The organism is Ensifer sp. GW821-FHT05G01, assembly GCF_059419585.1.
On the sequence record NZ_JBWKSC010000008.1, the window covers coordinates 170,502 to 184,619 of the forward strand.

At 60.7% G+C, this 14,118-nt stretch carries 26 protein-coding genes and 1 pseudogene; 14 read left to right on the top strand and 13 right to left on the bottom strand.

The features are described 5' to 3' along the window. Positions 1-2: 2 nt before the first annotated feature. Genes AC07UR_RS20265 through AC07UR_RS20290 form a run of 6 tightly spaced genes read right to left on the bottom strand, consistent with a single transcriptional unit; the run spans position 3 to position 2,900 of the window. Positions 3-962 (bottom strand): recombinase family protein, encoded by a 960-nt coding sequence (locus AC07UR_RS20265; protein WP_494700128.1) that lies wholly within the window; start codon positions 960-962, stop codon positions 3-5. Next, a complete protein-coding gene (locus AC07UR_RS20270; RefSeq protein ID WP_494700129.1) occupies positions 959-1,204 on the bottom strand; it encodes a primosomal protein N' family DNA-binding protein in 246 nt (81 codons plus the stop codon). Before AC07UR_RS20270 ends, AC07UR_RS20265 begins: the two co-directional genes overlap by 4 nt. Next, complete coding sequence (locus AC07UR_RS20275) at positions 1,204-2,181, bottom strand: hypothetical protein (protein ID WP_494700130.1); 978 nt, start codon at positions 2,179-2,181, stop codon at positions 1,204-1,206. The genes AC07UR_RS20270 and AC07UR_RS20275 overlap by 1 nt, the downstream gene beginning before the upstream one ends. 1 nt (position 2,182) lies before the next feature. Beyond that, entirely contained in the window at positions 2,183-2,419 is a 237-nt protein-coding gene (locus AC07UR_RS20280) for a hypothetical protein (RefSeq protein ID WP_494700131.1), read from the bottom strand. Further along, on the bottom strand, positions 2,416-2,682 hold the full coding sequence (locus AC07UR_RS20285) for a hypothetical protein (RefSeq protein ID WP_494700132.1): 267 nt from the start codon (positions 2,680-2,682) through the stop codon (positions 2,416-2,418). The genes AC07UR_RS20280 and AC07UR_RS20285 overlap by 4 nt, the downstream gene beginning before the upstream one ends. After that, complete coding sequence (locus AC07UR_RS20290; RefSeq protein ID WP_494700133.1) at positions 2,679-2,900, bottom strand: hypothetical protein; 222 nt, start codon at positions 2,898-2,900, stop codon at positions 2,679-2,681. The genes AC07UR_RS20285 and AC07UR_RS20290 overlap by 4 nt, the downstream gene beginning before the upstream one ends. A gap of 112 nt (positions 2,901-3,012) precedes the next feature. Between AC07UR_RS20290 and AC07UR_RS20295 the strand changes: the two genes are divergently transcribed. After that, entirely contained in the window at positions 3,013-3,438 is a 426-nt protein-coding gene (locus AC07UR_RS20295) for a hypothetical protein (protein WP_494700134.1), read from the top strand. Positions 3,439-3,448: 10 nt separating this feature from the next. On the opposite strand, the gene AC07UR_RS20300 is transcribed toward AC07UR_RS20295, so the two are convergent. Together AC07UR_RS20300 and AC07UR_RS20305 are read right to left on the bottom strand one after the other, a co-directional pair. Continuing rightward, the gene (locus AC07UR_RS20300; RefSeq protein ID WP_494700135.1) at positions 3,449-3,727 is read right to left on the bottom strand and encodes a hypothetical protein; all 279 of its coding nucleotides are present in this window, start codon (positions 3,725-3,727) and stop codon (positions 3,449-3,451) included. A gap of 9 nt (positions 3,728-3,736) precedes the next feature. Further along, positions 3,737-4,441 carry a S24 family peptidase gene (locus AC07UR_RS20305; RefSeq protein WP_494700136.1) on the bottom strand — a complete coding sequence of 235 codons (705 nt, stop codon included), beginning with the start codon at positions 4,439-4,441 and terminating at the stop codon, positions 3,737-3,739. A 225-nt stretch (positions 4,442-4,666) separates the two neighbouring features. Here AC07UR_RS20305 and AC07UR_RS20310 point away from each other — a divergent pair. The 6 genes and pseudogenes from AC07UR_RS20310 to AC07UR_RS20335 form a co-directional block, all read left to right on the top strand. Continuing rightward, positions 4,667-4,906 (top strand): annotated as a pseudogene (locus AC07UR_RS20310) (DUF2312 domain-containing protein); the annotation flags it as partial. 887 nt (positions 4,907-5,793) lie between these two features. After that, on the top strand, positions 5,794-6,084 hold the full coding sequence (locus AC07UR_RS20315; protein WP_494700137.1) for a hypothetical protein: 291 nt from the start codon (positions 5,794-5,796) through the stop codon (positions 6,082-6,084). Next, a complete protein-coding gene (locus AC07UR_RS20320) occupies positions 6,081-6,218 on the top strand; it encodes a hypothetical protein (protein ID WP_494700138.1) in 138 nt (45 codons plus the stop codon). The genes AC07UR_RS20315 and AC07UR_RS20320 overlap by 4 nt, the downstream gene beginning before the upstream one ends. Before the next feature lie 442 nt (positions 6,219-6,660). Beyond that, a complete protein-coding gene (locus AC07UR_RS20325) occupies positions 6,661-7,035 on the top strand; it encodes a hypothetical protein (RefSeq protein WP_494700139.1) in 375 nt (124 codons plus the stop codon). A gap of 36 nt (positions 7,036-7,071) precedes the next feature. Next, on the top strand, positions 7,072-7,452 hold the full coding sequence (locus AC07UR_RS20330; RefSeq protein WP_494700140.1) for a hypothetical protein: 381 nt from the start codon (positions 7,072-7,074) through the stop codon (positions 7,450-7,452). A gap of 3 nt (positions 7,453-7,455) precedes the next feature. After that, positions 7,456-7,641 (top strand): hypothetical protein, encoded by a 186-nt coding sequence (locus tag AC07UR_RS20335; protein WP_494700141.1) that lies wholly within the window; start codon positions 7,456-7,458, stop codon positions 7,639-7,641. Between the two features lie 35 nt (positions 7,642-7,676). On the opposite strand, the gene AC07UR_RS20340 is transcribed toward AC07UR_RS20335, so the two are convergent. Together AC07UR_RS20340 and AC07UR_RS20345 are read right to left on the bottom strand one after the other, a co-directional pair. Beyond that, on the bottom strand, positions 7,677-7,910 hold the full coding sequence (locus AC07UR_RS20340; protein WP_494700142.1) for a DUF982 domain-containing protein: 234 nt from the start codon (positions 7,908-7,910) through the stop codon (positions 7,677-7,679). Between the two features lie 87 nt (positions 7,911-7,997). Next, positions 7,998-8,324: a hypothetical protein gene (locus AC07UR_RS20345; RefSeq protein ID WP_494700195.1), complete on the bottom strand. Its 327-nt coding sequence runs from the start codon at positions 8,322-8,324 to the stop codon at positions 7,998-8,000. Positions 8,325-8,392: 68 nt separating this feature from the next. On the opposite strand from AC07UR_RS20345, the gene AC07UR_RS20350 reads away from it, so the two are divergent. After that, positions 8,393-9,559: a DNA-methyltransferase gene (locus AC07UR_RS20350; protein WP_494700143.1), complete on the top strand. Its 1,167-nt coding sequence runs from the start codon at positions 8,393-8,395 to the stop codon at positions 9,557-9,559. A 26-nt stretch (positions 9,560-9,585) separates the two neighbouring features. On the opposite strand, the gene AC07UR_RS20355 is transcribed toward AC07UR_RS20350, so the two are convergent. Continuing rightward, positions 9,586-9,837, bottom strand: coding sequence for a DUF982 domain-containing protein (locus tag AC07UR_RS20355; RefSeq protein ID WP_494700144.1), 252 nt, complete (start codon positions 9,835-9,837; stop codon positions 9,586-9,588). A gap of 56 nt (positions 9,838-9,893) precedes the next feature. Here AC07UR_RS20355 and AC07UR_RS20360 point away from each other — a divergent pair, with 56 nt between their 5' ends. The 6 genes from AC07UR_RS20360 (at position 9,894) to AC07UR_RS20385 (ending at position 13,382) form a co-directional block, all read left to right on the top strand. Then, positions 9,894-10,265: a DUF1064 domain-containing protein gene (locus tag AC07UR_RS20360; RefSeq protein ID WP_494700145.1), complete on the top strand. Its 372-nt coding sequence runs from the start codon at positions 9,894-9,896 to the stop codon at positions 10,263-10,265. Next, complete coding sequence (locus AC07UR_RS20365; protein ID WP_494700146.1) at positions 10,262-10,966, top strand: DNA replication protein; 705 nt, start codon at positions 10,262-10,264, stop codon at positions 10,964-10,966. The genes AC07UR_RS20360 and AC07UR_RS20365 overlap by 4 nt, the downstream gene beginning before the upstream one ends. Positions 10,967-10,991: 25 nt before the next feature. Then, positions 10,992-11,528 carry a hypothetical protein gene (locus tag AC07UR_RS20370; RefSeq protein ID WP_494700147.1) on the top strand — a complete coding sequence of 179 codons (537 nt, stop codon included), beginning with the start codon at positions 10,992-10,994 and terminating at the stop codon, positions 11,526-11,528. Beyond that, on the top strand, positions 11,518-12,018 hold the full coding sequence (locus AC07UR_RS20375) for a helix-turn-helix domain-containing protein (RefSeq protein WP_494700148.1): 501 nt from the start codon (positions 11,518-11,520) through the stop codon (positions 12,016-12,018). The genes AC07UR_RS20370 and AC07UR_RS20375 overlap by 11 nt, the downstream gene beginning before the upstream one ends. Positions 12,019-12,029: 11 nt before the next feature. Next, positions 12,030-12,626: a hypothetical protein gene (locus AC07UR_RS20380; RefSeq protein WP_494700149.1), complete on the top strand. Its 597-nt coding sequence runs from the start codon at positions 12,030-12,032 to the stop codon at positions 12,624-12,626. A 504-nt stretch (positions 12,627-13,130) separates the two neighbouring features. Continuing rightward, entirely contained in the window at positions 13,131-13,382 is a 252-nt protein-coding gene (locus AC07UR_RS20385) for a hypothetical protein (RefSeq protein WP_494700150.1), read from the top strand. Positions 13,383-13,433: 51 nt separating this feature from the next. Here AC07UR_RS20385 and AC07UR_RS20390 read toward each other — a convergent pair whose 3' ends face one another. Both AC07UR_RS20390 and AC07UR_RS20395 read right to left on the bottom strand, forming a co-directional pair. Further along, positions 13,434-13,859 carry a hypothetical protein gene (locus AC07UR_RS20390; protein ID WP_494700151.1) on the bottom strand — a complete coding sequence of 142 codons (426 nt, stop codon included), beginning with the start codon at positions 13,857-13,859 and terminating at the stop codon, positions 13,434-13,436. A gap of 61 nt (positions 13,860-13,920) precedes the next feature. Further along, a complete protein-coding gene (locus AC07UR_RS20395; protein WP_494700152.1) occupies positions 13,921-14,097 on the bottom strand; it encodes a hypothetical protein in 177 nt (58 codons plus the stop codon). Between the last annotated feature and the right edge of the window lie 21 nt (positions 14,098-14,118).

Consider the following 14,118-nt stretch of genomic DNA (forward strand, 5'->3'; position numbering starts at 1 on the left):
GATCAGCCCCCGTTCAACGGCGCAAGCTGCGCGAGCCGACGGTCGCGGATAGCGAAGGCCGTATCGATCATGTCGGCGTGGCCGTTCGTTTCGAGCACCGCCGGCGCGTCGAAGTCGGTCCAGATCTCCTCGACGTCGGTGTCGTCCTTGGCGCCGGCGAGGCCGGTTTCGATCTGCTCGAGGAAGTCGCCGAGGTCGAAGGCAGCATCGGTTGGCTCGACAGCCGGAGCGGCTTCGACCGTCTCGGCGGCCTTGGTTGGCGGGGCAGGAGGTGCCGGGGGCTTCGGCGGCATCGCCGGCTTTTCGGGCGTGATGTCGCGCATGGTCTCGACTTCGTCGATCTCGCGGACCTCGAACTCGTCTCGGATACCGCCGAGGACGTCGCCGAACAGTTCGCGCAGGCAGTAGCCGGCGGCGCGCCACGCAAGCATGCGCTGCGGAAAACGAGCCCACGGCGTGTCGTTTGGAACGTCCTTCCAGACTTGCTGGTTGTTCTCCCAGACCTTCCGTCGAACCGTCGGGCTCGACGGCCAAAGGCCAGCGCGAACGGCGTCATCCTGGCTGAACTCGACGCGCTTATCTTCTCCCGTGTCGAGACGCTTGGCTTCACAAAAGCCAACCATCTTTCCGCTGCGCTCTTCGCAGCCGGTGCGCAGATACGCGACCTTGCCCGACATGCGGACGACGTTGATCAGGCCGTCACCGTAGAGCGCCGGCTTTCCGTTGATGACGGTGAAGCTGCGAAGGCTGACCATTGGCTTGAGGCCAAGCTCGGCGCCAGACATGATAGCGACCGCGACCGCAGCCGCTGCATCATCGCCTTCAAGTTTGCTGATCAGCGCCGCCGGAGCGAGGCCAGAGGCGACCACTGCTCGCGAGATCCGCATGGTCTCTTCGAAGGTCTGTGGCACGATGGCGAGGACATTACCGCCGCCGGTGAGGGTTGGGACATGACTGTTCATGCCTTCTCTCCTTCGGCTTCCGGCTCGACGACGCGGACGATCTTCTTCTGCGCCATTTCGGATTCGGCCTTGATGGCCATGACCTCGACGGTGGTTTCACCGCGGGCCGTCTCGACGACGACCTTGTCGCCGACATTGACAACGAGGCCCTCGGGGATGAAGTAGTCGTAGGTCTTCTCGTCCTTCTGCCACTTGAACTTGACGGCAGCGACGGCGAGCGAAATGGTGTTTGTGTCGGTCATCAGGCGGCCCTCTGCTCTTCGAAGCGTTGAACACCGTCGAGCTCGACGCCGGCACGGATTGCGCGGTTGGCGAGCGTCTCGACGAGCGCTTTCATTTCGGGGTGGTTGCCCAAGGCCTTCAGAGCCTTGTCGTAATCGGTGATCAGGGCGGAGACGAACGTCCGAAGGGATACGCGGGCGCCGGTGCGGCCTGCCTGCGTTTTCGTAGCCTTTGCGGCTTGGTCCTGTTCGTTGGCTTCGCGCTGGAGACGCTCTGCCTCGACTTGCGCGTCGGTGTCACTCACGTCTGCCTGAGCGGCCAGCTCTTCGGCTTCACGGCGCTTCCGCTCGGCTTCGGCGCGTTCGCGCTGCAGGCGCTCGTTTTCAAGTCGCTCTTGCTCCCTGAGGAACGGCGTGACGTGGGCCTTGAGCTTCTTTGCAAGTGTGTCCGGATCGCTCTTCAGGTCGCGCCACTTGTCATCGACCGCACGGCCGCCATCGAGGTGGGGCTGTTTCTCGACCTTGTGCAGGCTCTCTGCCTTCGTTTTGATCGCGGTCAGGCGCTTTGCCCAGATCGCGGCCTTATCGGCCTGGTCCTGCGTCGTGATAGGGGTTTTCATGAAGGCGGCCGCTTGCTCAGCCTCTGCCTGATATTCGAGCTTCAACGCTTCGAACGGATCGGAAGGCAGGTTGTGGCCCATGGCAGGTGCCGGCGGCTCGTCGTCCCAACCGGCACCCTCGATCGCCTTCTGATACGCTTCGTAGCTAACAGGATGCGTGCGGCAGAAGTTCCAAGCGTCCGCAGCGTCGACCATGCGCTCGCCACGCATCGCCAGCCATGCGCCGCCCTCGTCGAGCCAGATAGCTACCGGCTCCCACTGGCCACCTTTGAAGCGCGTGCGGTAATAGCCCTGCTGGGGCTCGCCTTCGTGCATCGGGCCGACGTTGCCAGCCAGTGCGTTCTGCCACCAAGTCCAAATGTTGTCCTGCTGCGTCATGTCAGACGGTCCTTCCCTTGATGACGTCGGTGTGAACCCGTTCCGTCTGCCAAGCGCCAATCGCGTAAATCGCGAGGATGCCGGCAATCAGGATCAGGAGGGCGGAGAGGGCGAAAGTCGGACGGTTCAACGTCACGAGATCGTCCAGGTCGATGTTGCGCGTCTGCGGGAGGGCGCAGTGCCCGCACTCGCAATACCGGGCTGCCGGGTCGCAGGCGTAGGAGACAGGACGCGTCACAGCGCGGCTCCGATCACCGGAGCGAACTCGCGAACCGCGAGCTGCTGGGTGGAGCGGAAGCCGAGGCGGTCGTTGATCAGGTCGGCGAGCTTCTCGCGACGGTCCTCGGACAGCTTGATGACGAACACGTCGAAGTCGTTGTTGAAACGCCTCCAGCGGTCATTGTCGCCTTCGTTGATGATGCCGGCCTCGACCAGTTCCGACATGTCGGTGTTGGACAGGAAGTAGGCGAGACGCTTGAGAATGTTCGCGTCGAAGGTCATGCGGCGGCCCTCTCGTGGTTCGAGGTTGCAACGGTGGAATCGGGACGGTTGGCGACGCGCTGGTAGGTCTCGACCGTGCAGCCGGGGTAAGCGACCGCCTCTAAGTAGGCGTCCTCTTCGTCCCGGAACTCGGCGGCATCGGCTGTGTCGTAGGCGAAGAAGCCCATGCGAGTCAGGAACCGGCCAACCTCGTCTTGGATGCTGTATCGGGTGACCATCGCCATTTCCTTCGTCCTCTCAGTCAGCGCCTTGCTGATGATCAAACGTACGTTATGTACGATATCAGGTCAAGTACAAAATGTACGACGCAATGACGAGATGTACGATTGAGTGAGAACGGTCGGCAAAGTCGCGCGTGATTTTGGGAAAGGGCAGGGGGCAGCAAATACCGACTCGACTTCGCGCCAGGCTTGTGTTTTGTTCCTGCTATGTTCTCATTTGTTGCGAGGTATTGAGATGAGCGCCCGAGCAGTCAACGAATTCGTTATCGTCCCGCCTGAACACAAGATCGAGGCGATCGTGAACAGTGCCGAGCGCTTCAAGGCTTATCTTGCCGGCGAATTCCCCGGGCGTGTTTTCTCGCTGCAGCCGGTCTATCCGTTCGACGACGACGCCTTCCAGATCATTCCCATGATGGGTGCGATTGGCGATGAAGGCGGCGTGATGTGCGAGTATCCAGATGCAATGCTGATGCGAGAAATCCGGGTTGCCTGCGAGCGTTTCGACCCGTCATCTACTCAAGGTTTGGCTGCCTGATCCGGTGCCTCTAGTTAGCCAGCTGACAGGATAGGTCGGCATTTGGGTAGCGGCGATTGTACATGGCCGCTACTTCCTGACAGAACTCGAAATCATCAATAAAGCCGAAGACGAGGGATACCTTCTCGAACTCCCCGAGCATGTTGTGCTTGACGAGCCAGACATCGGCGCCATCGCCTACGCGGTTGTCTTTTGTGAATTTCTCAAGAGCTTTCTGCTGATCTTCAAGGCTGTCTGAGCAGCCGAAAAGGCCAGTGCACGCGATTACGACAGGCAGCAATCGCTTCATTCAGGGCCTCTAAATATCGTGGATTACGCGTTTCACCCGGCCGAACACATAAATATCATCGTGTGTCGCCGGGACCGCCATGTGATCCGGATTCGTAGAGAAAGGCTGCAGACGCTCCGGGCTGCGCCGGTACCTCTTAAAGGTGGCCTCGCCGCCGCCGAGTGAGAAAATATAGAAGCGTCCGTCAATCAGCCGATCATCTGACCGGTCGACCAGGATGATGGCGCCGTCAGGGGCCACGCGGTCCATTGAATCGCCATCTACCTGGAGCGCGATCCAGTCACCCTTTGGCAGCTCGCCAACCTTAATGCGGCGGATAACGTCGTGCTCGCTCACGCTCGGCTGCGAACGGAGATTGCCGGCGCTCACCAGCGATAGGAGCGGGACGTCTATGTCCGCTGTTTGGGTGGCGCCCTCGGTTCCATAGAGCAGCCAGCCAGCGTCGACGCCGAAGAGCTTTGCGTATTTTTCGGCAGCTTTCCGCGAGATGTCTCGGTTGCCGTTCTCGTTGCTGATCAACGTGTTTTTGTTGATGTCGCGCGGGAAGGCGTTAGCTGCATCGGTCGGGCTTTCAAACCCGGCCGCAGCCCTAGCTTGCTTCAATCGATCCTTCGGCGTTGTCATTCGTACGTTATGGCCGAAATTCATCGTCCAAGGTGTACGATTTAGGCTTGATTTTGTGTCGTACGTTTTGTACGTTGAATAAATGAGCACGACACCTCACTCCATTCCCGCCCTTATCGATCTCTGGCCCACCATCGCGGAATTCTCTTCCGATGTGGGCTGCGGATATGAGGCCGCTCGGCAGATGCGCCGCCGCGGAAGCATTGCCCCTGAGCATTGGCCACGCGTGATCGCCGCATGCAAGCGGCGGTCGATTAAGGGCGTCAACCTGGATTGGTTGGCAAGGCAGCGTGCTGCACTTTCGGAGATTGCCCAATGAGCGCCCACATCGTAGCCCGCGACCAGCTCCGCTCTTTCATCGAGCGTATCGAGCGCTTGGAAAGCGAAAAGCAGACCATCGCAGACGACATCAAGGACGTCTACGGCGAAGCCAAGTCCACCGGCTTCGACACGAAGATCCTGCGCAAGGTCATTTCGATCCGCAAGCAGGATGCCGACGAGCGCGCCGAACAGGAAGCGATCCTCGACACGTATCTGCAGGCGCTCGGCATGATCCAGACCGATCTGTTCGACGAGCCCGAGCCGGAGACGAGCCCCAAGCTCGTTGCCACGGTCGCGACCGCTATGCAGACGCAATCGGGCAGGGCGGCTTTGCTGACCGCAGTCGACATCATGATTGAGCGCGAAGAGCGCCAGGAACCGGACGGCGGCGCAATCGCTGCAGTGAAGGGCAAGGCCCGACTGGCGAACGCCGATGGCGTTGAACCGTCGCCGTCCGAGCATATCGACCTGGAGACGGGCGAAATCACCGAGATCGCAACGAACGAAGGAGGCGCCAACCAATTTAGCGTCGACATGGCTCAAGGGAGCGTTCCCGACCTCGAACCCTCTGGCCCGGAGGCTGAACGGGCAACCAATTCTCCGGACACGGCAGAAACTCCCTCGGCAGACATGCATGCTGAGGGCAGGGAGGTCGGCACTGCCGCATCCCTTCGTGATCAGGCCGGCGACTGCCTCGGCTATGAGGCGACACCGTCCAGGCCGATGAAGTCGCTGCCCTACGCCTCCTGCTTTCCGGAACTGACCAAGGCCGAGTACGGCCGACTGGAATTCAGCATCATCGGGATCGGGGTGAGCAAGCCCATCATCCGCATGGGTGATGTGATCGTCGATGGTTGGAACCGATACAACATCGCCCGCTCCCTCGGCACTAGATACCCGGTCGTGGAATACAGCGGCAACGACGTGTTGCTCGACGTGATCGCATGGCAGCGCGAGGCGCGCCATTTCACGCCAACCCAGGAACGGCAAATCGCCAGTCGGCTGGCGAAGGAAATTCCCCATCGCGCCGCCGACATCTTGGCCGCGTTCTCGCTCACAGAAGCTGCAGAGAAGGAAATGGCATGATTGGCTCAAAGTCATCGTGGTGGTCCCGCGCGTCCATGGATCAGAAGCTCGCGCAGATCGACGGCGGCATCGAGTGCGGTGTCAGCGCCAAGCACATCGCCATGAATGTCGGCGCAAGCGTGAGCGCCATCCATGAATACGGACGGCGCAACGGCCGGAAATTCACCGGGAAGAACACGACTGTCCAGCTGCGCAGGGCAGGGAGCATTGCTGGCGTCAAGCACGCCCGTCGGCTCGGAAAGCCCGACTGCGAAATTGCGTCCGCCTTTTCCATCTTCGAAGACAGGGCTGTTGAGCGGCCGATGTTTGATGAGGTTGCGGCATGACAAAGGCACGTCGGGATCGCTCCATCACTTACACCGAAGACGGCACGGTCATCGTCATCGATGCCGAGACCGGAAAGTCCGCGTCCGGCCGCAACCTTTGCGAAGCAGAAGCAAATCTCAGGAGAGCAGCATGATTGCCGTTCAAGTCCTCTTCGCGACATCGATGGCCTTTGCCTTCCCGTTGCTCGGCGGCGTGGCTCTCTTCTGCGAAATGCAGTTTCGGCGGAACGGCTTCACGCCAAAGGATTGATCGCGGCTCCTCCTCCCTCGCGATCAACGAGGGCCCCAGTCTTCCTCCTCCCGGCTGGGGCTCTCAACTCTCAACCGGATCCGCTTGTTCGCCAGGCGCAAAACCACGGCCTGAACAGCAGTTCCCAAGGGAATGGCCGGTGACGACGAGGGATCGTCACCGGCAGCAGAGCCGACGTATGCGGCGGTGGCTCTGCGAAACGAAATGAGTTGGGAGGGACAGGCAGCCGTTGGCGCGGCGCCGTCCTCTCCATCAGATGAAATGCCTGTGCGGCGCATCTCGGTACTCCTTCAACGGATTCAGAGATCGCACAGGGAGTTTCGGAAATGCCCGAAAAAGCTTCGGAGAAAAAAGAAATGTCAGTTGCGGCTTTTTGTCAGGACGCGTTGCAGAACGAGATTGCACCAACGTCGCTTGGAAGAGTCCAGGCCCGGATAGTGATCGCGGCTCGCGCGCTAGGCTGGTCATACACGCGCACCAAGGACGTTTGGTACGCGGATCCCAAGATTTCAATCAGAGGACACGAGCTTCGCCGCGTCGAAGACGTGAGCGGGCTTGTCTACGAGGCACGCCAGGAGGTGCAGAAAAATGATGACGCAATTGCAAAGGCCACCGCTCTCCTGGGCGGCGAGGATGCGCATCTCGTTCGCTCGATCGTTGCTGCGTTTCGCTCGGTCCTTGGCTTTCGCCATAGCGCCTGAGCTTCGCGAAGAAGAGACGAAGAAGGACGGGGCGGAATGATGCAGCAATTGAGTCTATTCGACACACTCCGCCGGCCACCGGTCCGCACGCCCGTCGACCCAGACGGGCCGGTGCTGCGGGGAGAACCTGACTTTGTCTATACGCTGCCGCACCCTCGGATGGCTTGGAACCGCGCTGAGATCGAAATCCATCGGCACGAGAACGGCCTTTGGATGTGGTCGACCGAGTGGAACTGCGACAATGGCGGCGGCGGTTACCGGGTCGGCGCGAAGTGGGGCAAGTTCGCCGAGACCCGCGACGATGCCTTGTTTTACGCCGCCTGCGAAATCGAGGCGAAGCTCAACGGTTCAACCGGCGCCGATGCTCTGCTGATTCTGAAATGGGCAGCTTCGCTCAAAGACGGGCAGGAGCACTGATCCATGACCGACGTCGACCTCCTCCGCGAAGAGATAGCCGAACTGGAAGCCCAGATCTTCCGCCTCAAGTCCAGCATGAACAAATCGGACAACGGCGTGAAGCTGCAGAAGCTCGCGGTGATCACCCGCCTTCTTGACCGCTGCAACAGGTCATTGGCCGCCCTCGAAAAGCGCGGGGCGGCGGCATGATTCAGTTTCTCACCTCGGGTAGGGCGACATCGATTTTATCGCAAGATGCCGGCTTCCTTCGCCGCAGCTTCGAACGCCGCCCTCGCTTCAGCGCTAGGAAGCATGCCCTCAGCCGCTGCCAGACACGCCTTCCGAGCCGTTGCGTAACTCACGCTCTTCGTCTCGGGCCAGGATTTCGTCAGGAACGCGACAGCCTCTCGGGCGCTCCTGATGACGTGAAAACGACCATCAATCTTCAACTCGACGTTTGCATCCCAGATGGTGATCATTTCGTCCTCCGTTGGGCAGGCTTCCCAGAAACGTATGTTAGTGAAGTCTGTTCCAAGAGGGCGGGACACGGCTGCAACAACATCAGCTCAACCGGTCATCTTTGCCGGAATTTCCTCGCCTGGTACTGGCGTGATGTCTGGGGCTTCTTCCGGGACTTCATCGGGGCCGGGCTCCTCGATGGGACGGTCTGGCTCGGGCAGCGTATCGGGCGTTTCGCCCGGCGGCACTTCCACCGGCTTTCTCGGGCCGAGGTGTTTCGGCGGATTGTCGCTTTCGTCCGGGTTGGGATTCGGAACCTCGTCGGGAAGAACGTCGGGCTCGGGTTCCTCGATCGGTGGCAGCGGCTGGTCCGGTGGCAGACCAGGCAGATCAGGGCCGGGTCTTGGGATCGGTTCATTCGGTATCGTGCTCATGATCGACTCCTCTTTCGGAAGCCAACTGATCCCACGCGGTTTTTGTTCCGCAAGCAGGGAGGCGAGGTATGAGCATCGAAACCCGCTCCATCCTCGACGGACGTTGCACCATTCACGTCGGCGATTGCCTCGACGTCATGCGCTCGATGCCCTCGGGCTCGGTCGACTGTGTCGTCACCAGCCCGCCCTACTGGGGCCTGCGCGATTATGGCGTCGAAGGGCAGATCGGTCTTGAGCCTACGCTCGGGCAGCACCTTGCCGTGATGGTCGAGGTGTTGGGCGAGGTCTGGCGCATCCTGAAGCCTCAGGGCACGCTCTGGCTCAATTACGGCGATTGCTACGCAGCAGCTCCGAACGGAAAGAGCGCAGAAGCCTATAAGGCCGACGGCTCGGATGATCGTACTTTCCGGGACAAGCCGTTCTCGACCGTTGGCCCGATCTACCAGGCTGACCGTCACGGCGACAGAGGTGTTCGCGGCAACGTTCATCGCCGCGCTGCTGGCGTCAGTTCACCTGGTGCCATCGTTGCCGGCGGTTACCTGAAGCCGAAAGACCTTTGCATGATCCCGAACCGGCTGGCGATTGCCCTGCAGGAGGCTGGCTGGTGGGTCCGCTCGGAGATCATTTGGCACAAGCCGAACCCTATGCCGGAAAGCGTCTACGATCGCCCGACGACGGCACACGAGAAGGTTTTTCTGCTCACCAAGGGCGAGGAGTATTTCTACGACCACGAAGCGATCCGCGAGCCGGTGACCGGCGGTTCTCATGCTCGCAAGCCTGGCGCGAACAGCCGACAGAATGTTGATCGCGTTCCTCGATCGAGGAAGTTTGCCGACGAAGGCAACGCGATTGTCAAGGCGAAGCGATCCTTCGCTGAAGGCACGTCGGATCTCGTCGAAACACGCAATGCTCGGAACGTGTGGAGCATCGCGCCGAGGGCCTTCCGTGAAGCTCATTTCGCCACGTTCCCGCCGGCGCTCGCTGAGCGATGCATCAAGGCCGGTACCCCGAAAACCGTCTGCGGTTGCTGCGGTGTTGATCACGGCTGCGGCCCGATCTGTGAAACCTTCGATCGTGTTCCCGGTACCGTCTTCGACCCGTTCGGTGGCGCCGGCACGGTTGGCCTCGTCGCCGAGCAGCTTGGCCTGCGCAGTATCCTGATCGAACTCAATCCTGAATATGCGGACATTGCCGTCCGGCGCATTGAAGGCGCAGAGCGAAAGGACGCGGCATGACCTTCGTCTACGCCTACGCCAAACTGTCACTGCAGCTTGGTGACCTTGGCCTCTGCTATGGCCTCCACAAATGCATCTCTAGCCTGTTCCCAAGGATACGTGCCAAGCATCGCGTCGGTGCATTTGTTAAGGGCGTCCGTAAAGGCGACGCCATAGTCGACCGGCCAATGGTCACTGAGCAGATTGGATGCCCGTGCGGGCGTCCACACGATCTGCACACCGTCAAGGTCGGGAAGCAGGATGATCACGCACTCATTCCAAGTTTCGATCATCGCCATCTCCTGTTCACTATAGTGATAACGGCGGGGTGCAACCTTCGTTCCGGAGGTGCGGCATGACCGAACACATGTCCGCGAAACAATACCAGGCCGTCATCGCCAAGCCGAAGCGCGGGAACAAATACAAGGCCCAGCGCACGCTTCTCGATGGCATCTGCTTCGATAGTAAAGCTGAGGCCGCATACTATGCCAGCCTGAAGCTACGCCAGAGGGCGGGCGAGGTCGAACACGTCGAAATGCAGCGCTCCTATGCGCTGACGATCAATGGCGTGCTGGTGTGCACCTACAGGGCGGATTTCGTCTTCTGGGACGTCACCATGAAGCGCCGCCGCGTCATCGATGTGAAGGGCGTGGTCACCCCGGTATTCCGCATCAAGCAGAAGCTCATGAAGGCCTGCCACGGCTTAGAAATCGAGGTGGTGACATGAGCGTCATCGCGACCGCCTTGAAGCACATGCTTGCCGCAGGAATGGACCACGACGCCATTGTTGCCGCTGTAGCAGAAATGGAGCGCGAGGCTGTGCCAGCGGCGGCGGTTGACCTCGTAGCTGAGAAGCGCCGCCAATGGGATCGGGAGCGGAAGCGTAACCGGCGGAATTCCACCGTGTCCGGTGGATGTCCGGTGGAAACGGGTGGAAGTCCGGTGGAATCCACCAGCTACCCCACCCCTGATAAAGAAAGGTCCCCCACACCCCCTAAAGAAATTAACCCCACCCCATCCTCGCTTCGCTCGGACAACAAACGCGGGACGCGGTTGCCTGCCGATTTTCAGCCCAATCTGGTTTTCGCTGTCGAGCTCGGTTTCGATCGCTCCCAAGCCATGGCCGAGTTCGACAAGTTTCGAGATTACTGGACCGCCAAAGCTGGGAAGGACGCCACCAAACTCGACTGGCCGGCGACCTGGCGCAATTGGCTGCGCAACGCGGCAAAGCCTCGCAATCGTCCCCACCAGCAAGCCCCGCCGCGGGAAACCGAGCATGCCCGCCATCAGCGGGAGTTCCGAGAATCCATCCAGCAGAAACTGAACGGGAACCCAGGCCATGACGAATTTGCCAGCACCGGCCCAGCTTTCGACCTTGAACCGGGAGATTACAACGCTCACGGAGCGCCTGGCGCCTGTTCGCGCTGATGCCATAGTTCGGAGCCTCGGCGTCATGCAGAGCGCCGGCATGAGCTTGCCGCAAGGCGTCGACGCCCAGAAGTTCGACGTGATCTACGGCTACGCCCTCGATGGTGTACCGAATTGCGGGTTGACGATCGCGACCCAGAAGCTGATCCGCGGCGACTACGCCGGCAACCCGGATATCTTGCTCGGCATGATCCCGAAGCCGCCGATCCTCGCCGCCTTGGCGAAGCAGGAGGCGAGGGCGGCCCGCGAGGATCTGGCCCGCAAGCGTGAGACCGAATCGGCCTTGAAGGGCGTCAAGCCCGAGGTCGACCGTTCGCCCGAGGTTATGGTCCGCGTTCAGGCGCGCCTGAACCAGTTCCGCCAAGACCACGAGGAGGCCAAGGCCAAAGAGCGGGGCGTCGTTGTCCACGAGCCTATGTCGCCGGAGAAGGCCGATTACTGGGCCAAGATCCAAGAACTGCCGGACTGGTGGCAGATTGGCGCCGAGCAGGCGGCATTTCGGCGGAAAATCGAGGCCGAGATGACCGAGGTTCAGCCCGAGGAGAAAAGCCATGCTGCTTGAGCTCCCGCAACAGGCTGCAATCAGCGAACCGAACTATCGCGCCGCCGTCCTCGTTCGCCGTCGGAAGCTGCTCGGCAAGCCGAAGGCGCCGAAGGTCTATGTCCCGAAGCCCAAGCTTCGCGCGCCGGCAGATGATCACGTCTGGGCATGGCGGGCATATCGCCTTCAGCAGAACCCGCACCTCACGCCCACCGATTACGTCCGCATGCGCAGCCTCGAAACGAGGATCGCGCCGAACGTGATGTTCGGCCCGTCGAGAAAGCGCGCGGTCACGACCATGCGGAACCGCATCATTTTGGAGCTCCGCCAGCGGGGGCTGTCGCTCCCACAGATCGGATCGATTTTCCGTCGTGACCACACGTCGATCCTGCACGCCATCCGCAGGGTGGAGGCCGCAGAAGGTGACGACGAGGCGAAAAACTGGGTGCGTCGGAAGAACAGGCAATCGCTCGAAAGCCAGAAGCGCATCAAAGCAATGCAAGCAGCGTAAGGAAAAACGGAATGGCGAAACGAGGCCGCAAGGCAAAACCGAGCCCGATTTCACTGCCGACGATCGGCTCGGCGCAGGCGCATGTTGAACTGAAACAGGTCGACAACCCGCTCCATCTCGTTGCCCACGATGGCGAGACATGGAACCCGAAGAAGATCCTGGTTGCCGTCAACGTGAAGGAGAGCGCGCTTGTTGTGCTTGAGCAGCGCCGGTTGATCAATGAGGCCCAGGTGAGGGCCGGCGAGAAGTTCCGCCGCATCTGGGAGGCGCTCGGCGGATCGGGCGCCGGCTCATTCGACTATAGCCGCGAGCCGGTTGACGGCCGCGGTCCACGCTCGGCGTTGTCAGACAGCCAGATACAGGCTGGCATCGACCTCGCCGATTGCCGCCGCGTTCTCGGGATCGGGTACGACGTCATGGTCAAGGTGGCCGGCGAGGGGATGGCGATTTCGGAACTGTCCCCGAACACGACTTTGCGCCGCGCCTATACAGAATTTCTAAAGGAAGGACTGACCGCGCTTTCGGTGCATTGGGGCTTCGACAATGGCGGAAAAATAAGGAAAAATCAGCAAGACACCGCTTCCCCCGTGCGCACGAGAATGCTATAGGAAAAATATAGTGATGATTTGCGCCGAATGGCTGACGAATCACCGATTTCAGGGGCGGCGTTGACCGCCCTTTTTCATTTCAGCTTCAGCGCCAGAAAGCCCCGCGCCGGTTTGTCACCCGGTCAGCGGGGTTTTCGTCGTCTTCAGATCCCAGAGGGCCCGTAACGAACACGCCGGGGAGCCCGGCCGCTGCCGCAGCGACAGCGAAATAAGTTCGGGGCCCGCCCACCAGAAGCCGTTCACCGGTTAGGCTGCGTAGCCGGAAGGAAGACAATCGGGAAGCCAACCGCACGTCGAGGCGCCAGGACACCCCAGCCCGCTGTAAGCTCTCGGGGCGCAAACGAGAGGCGGAGGTCTGCAAGCCTCCATAACCAATTCGAGGTCAGGCTTTTACGTGACGGTCATAATCAGCCAGATCAGCACTCCGGCGGCAATGATCATCACCGCGACCGCAACGACCCGTACTGCCTTGTCGATCATCGCTAACCTCCGAAAGGAACCAGCATGCGCATGTTCCACTACGCCCACGCTTTCGCCCGCAGCCTCTATCGCGTCTTCGACATCTGCGTTGCGGTCGCAACCGTCATCGCCTCGTTTGCCCTCGCTGCCATCCCTTATGTTGCCGACCACACCTGGCACTCGCTGCGAAGCCTCGGCGTCACCGCCTATCGCAAGATCGCCGATCTCCGGCCGGTCTACCGCGAGAGCTACGACACCCACGGACTCAGTCTCGATGCCGGTCGAATGCGTTGCTGATCCCGCATGCCTGAATAGGGAGCCGGACCTCAGGCCCGGTTCCCCGATGTCTCAACTTTTTGAGCGTGGCGCGCGCCCTTCCAGAAGCACCACAAGTACGGCTAAGGCAAAAAGAGTGCTGAGGGTGCCAACCACGCCACCAACGAGCATCAGGGCGTAGAACTCGAACGGGTCGTGACGTGCGGCCAAAGTGACAACCCCACGCCTGGCAACCTCGCCGGTAGCGAGCGCATGAATCACCCCATAGAGAACCCCTGGCCCCATTGACACTGCACCGACGGCAAAGAGGATTTTCTGAACGCGGCGAAGCGGCCCTACCGAGAGCATATGTCCAGCAATACGGATCCAATCCCGGAAGAAGGCGGCAAGACCCTTCCCAAGCTTCGCCAGCATCCCTGGAGGGCGATAGCGCCGCTCATCTTTGAACGCTTCTACCTCTCGGAGCTTTTCCAGTAGCTGTTTAGTTGTTCTCGGCATTCGTCGTCGGTTCCCCCGATGTCTCAACTTGTGCCCTCAGGAGAGGGTAGAGGTTGGAACATCAGCCCTCTTTGCGGACGAGCTCATACTGTTTCAGCAGATAGGCGTCGGCTTCTGCTCGACTGTTGAAGAATCTCTCCTGTTTCGCGACCCCGCCAACGTTGAGTGTCGTCACCACCCATCCGTCGCCGGATTTGCTGACGCTCGCTGAAGCCCTCGGCTTATCGGGAAACCCCATTCATTCCTCCCAAGGTTGATC

What these genes read in the sequence shown, in the direction of transcription:
- AC07UR_RS20395 (WP_494700152.1), bottom strand. Translation starts at nt 14,097, where the DNA reads ATGGGGTTTCCCGATAAGCCGAGGGCTTCAGCGAGCGTCAGCAAATCC.
- AC07UR_RS20355 (WP_494700144.1), bottom strand. Translation starts at nt 9,837, where the DNA reads ATGGCGATGATCGAAACTTGGAATGAGTGCGTGATCATCCTGCTTCCC.
- AC07UR_RS20265 (WP_494700128.1), bottom strand. Translation starts at nt 962, where the DNA reads ATGAACAGTCATGTCCCAACCCTCACCGGCGGCGGTAATGTCCTCGCC.
- AC07UR_RS20270 (WP_494700129.1), bottom strand. Translation starts at nt 1,204, where the DNA reads ATGACCGACACAAACACCATTTCGCTCGCCGTCGCTGCCGTCAAGTTC.
- AC07UR_RS20375 (WP_494700148.1), top strand. Translation starts at nt 11,518, where the DNA reads ATGCTGCTTGAGCTCCCGCAACAGGCTGCAATCAGCGAACCGAACTAT.
- AC07UR_RS20340 (WP_494700142.1), bottom strand. Translation starts at nt 7,910, where the DNA reads ATGATCACCATCTGGGATGCAAACGTCGAGTTGAAGATTGATGGTCGT.
- AC07UR_RS20365 (WP_494700146.1), top strand. Translation starts at nt 10,262, where the DNA reads ATGAGCGTCATCGCGACCGCCTTGAAGCACATGCTTGCCGCAGGAATG.
- AC07UR_RS20390 (WP_494700151.1), bottom strand. Translation starts at nt 13,859, where the DNA reads ATGCCGAGAACAACTAAACAGCTACTGGAAAAGCTCCGAGAGGTAGAA.
- AC07UR_RS20320 (WP_494700138.1), top strand. Translation starts at nt 6,081, where the DNA reads ATGACAAAGGCACGTCGGGATCGCTCCATCACTTACACCGAAGACGGC.
- AC07UR_RS20350 (WP_494700143.1), top strand. Translation starts at nt 8,393, where the DNA reads ATGAGCATCGAAACCCGCTCCATCCTCGACGGACGTTGCACCATTCAC.
- AC07UR_RS20315 (WP_494700137.1), top strand. Translation starts at nt 5,794, where the DNA reads ATGGATCAGAAGCTCGCGCAGATCGACGGCGGCATCGAGTGCGGTGTC.
- AC07UR_RS20335 (WP_494700141.1), top strand. Translation starts at nt 7,456, where the DNA reads ATGACCGACGTCGACCTCCTCCGCGAAGAGATAGCCGAACTGGAAGCC.
- AC07UR_RS20290 (WP_494700133.1), bottom strand. Translation starts at nt 2,900, where the DNA reads ATGGTCACCCGATACAGCATCCAAGACGAGGTTGGCCGGTTCCTGACT.
- AC07UR_RS20325 (WP_494700139.1), top strand. Translation starts at nt 6,661, where the DNA reads ATGCCCGAAAAAGCTTCGGAGAAAAAAGAAATGTCAGTTGCGGCTTTT.
- AC07UR_RS20285 (WP_494700132.1), bottom strand. Translation starts at nt 2,682, where the DNA reads ATGACCTTCGACGCGAACATTCTCAAGCGTCTCGCCTACTTCCTGTCC.
- AC07UR_RS20345 (WP_494700195.1), bottom strand. Translation starts at nt 8,324, where the DNA reads ATGAGCACGATACCGAATGAACCGATCCCAAGACCCGGCCCTGATCTG.
- AC07UR_RS20370 (WP_494700147.1), top strand. Translation starts at nt 10,992, where the DNA reads ATGCAGAGCGCCGGCATGAGCTTGCCGCAAGGCGTCGACGCCCAGAAG.
- AC07UR_RS20275 (WP_494700130.1), bottom strand. Translation starts at nt 2,181, where the DNA reads ATGACGCAGCAGGACAACATTTGGACTTGGTGGCAGAACGCACTGGCT.
- AC07UR_RS20385 (WP_494700150.1), top strand. Translation starts at nt 13,131, where the DNA reads ATGCGCATGTTCCACTACGCCCACGCTTTCGCCCGCAGCCTCTATCGC.
- AC07UR_RS20300 (WP_494700135.1), bottom strand. Translation starts at nt 3,727, where the DNA reads ATGAAGCGATTGCTGCCTGTCGTAATCGCGTGCACTGGCCTTTTCGGC.
- AC07UR_RS20360 (WP_494700145.1), top strand. Translation starts at nt 9,894, where the DNA reads ATGACCGAACACATGTCCGCGAAACAATACCAGGCCGTCATCGCCAAG.
- AC07UR_RS20380 (WP_494700149.1), top strand. Translation starts at nt 12,030, where the DNA reads ATGGCGAAACGAGGCCGCAAGGCAAAACCGAGCCCGATTTCACTGCCG.
- AC07UR_RS20330 (WP_494700140.1), top strand. Translation starts at nt 7,072, where the DNA reads ATGATGCAGCAATTGAGTCTATTCGACACACTCCGCCGGCCACCGGTC.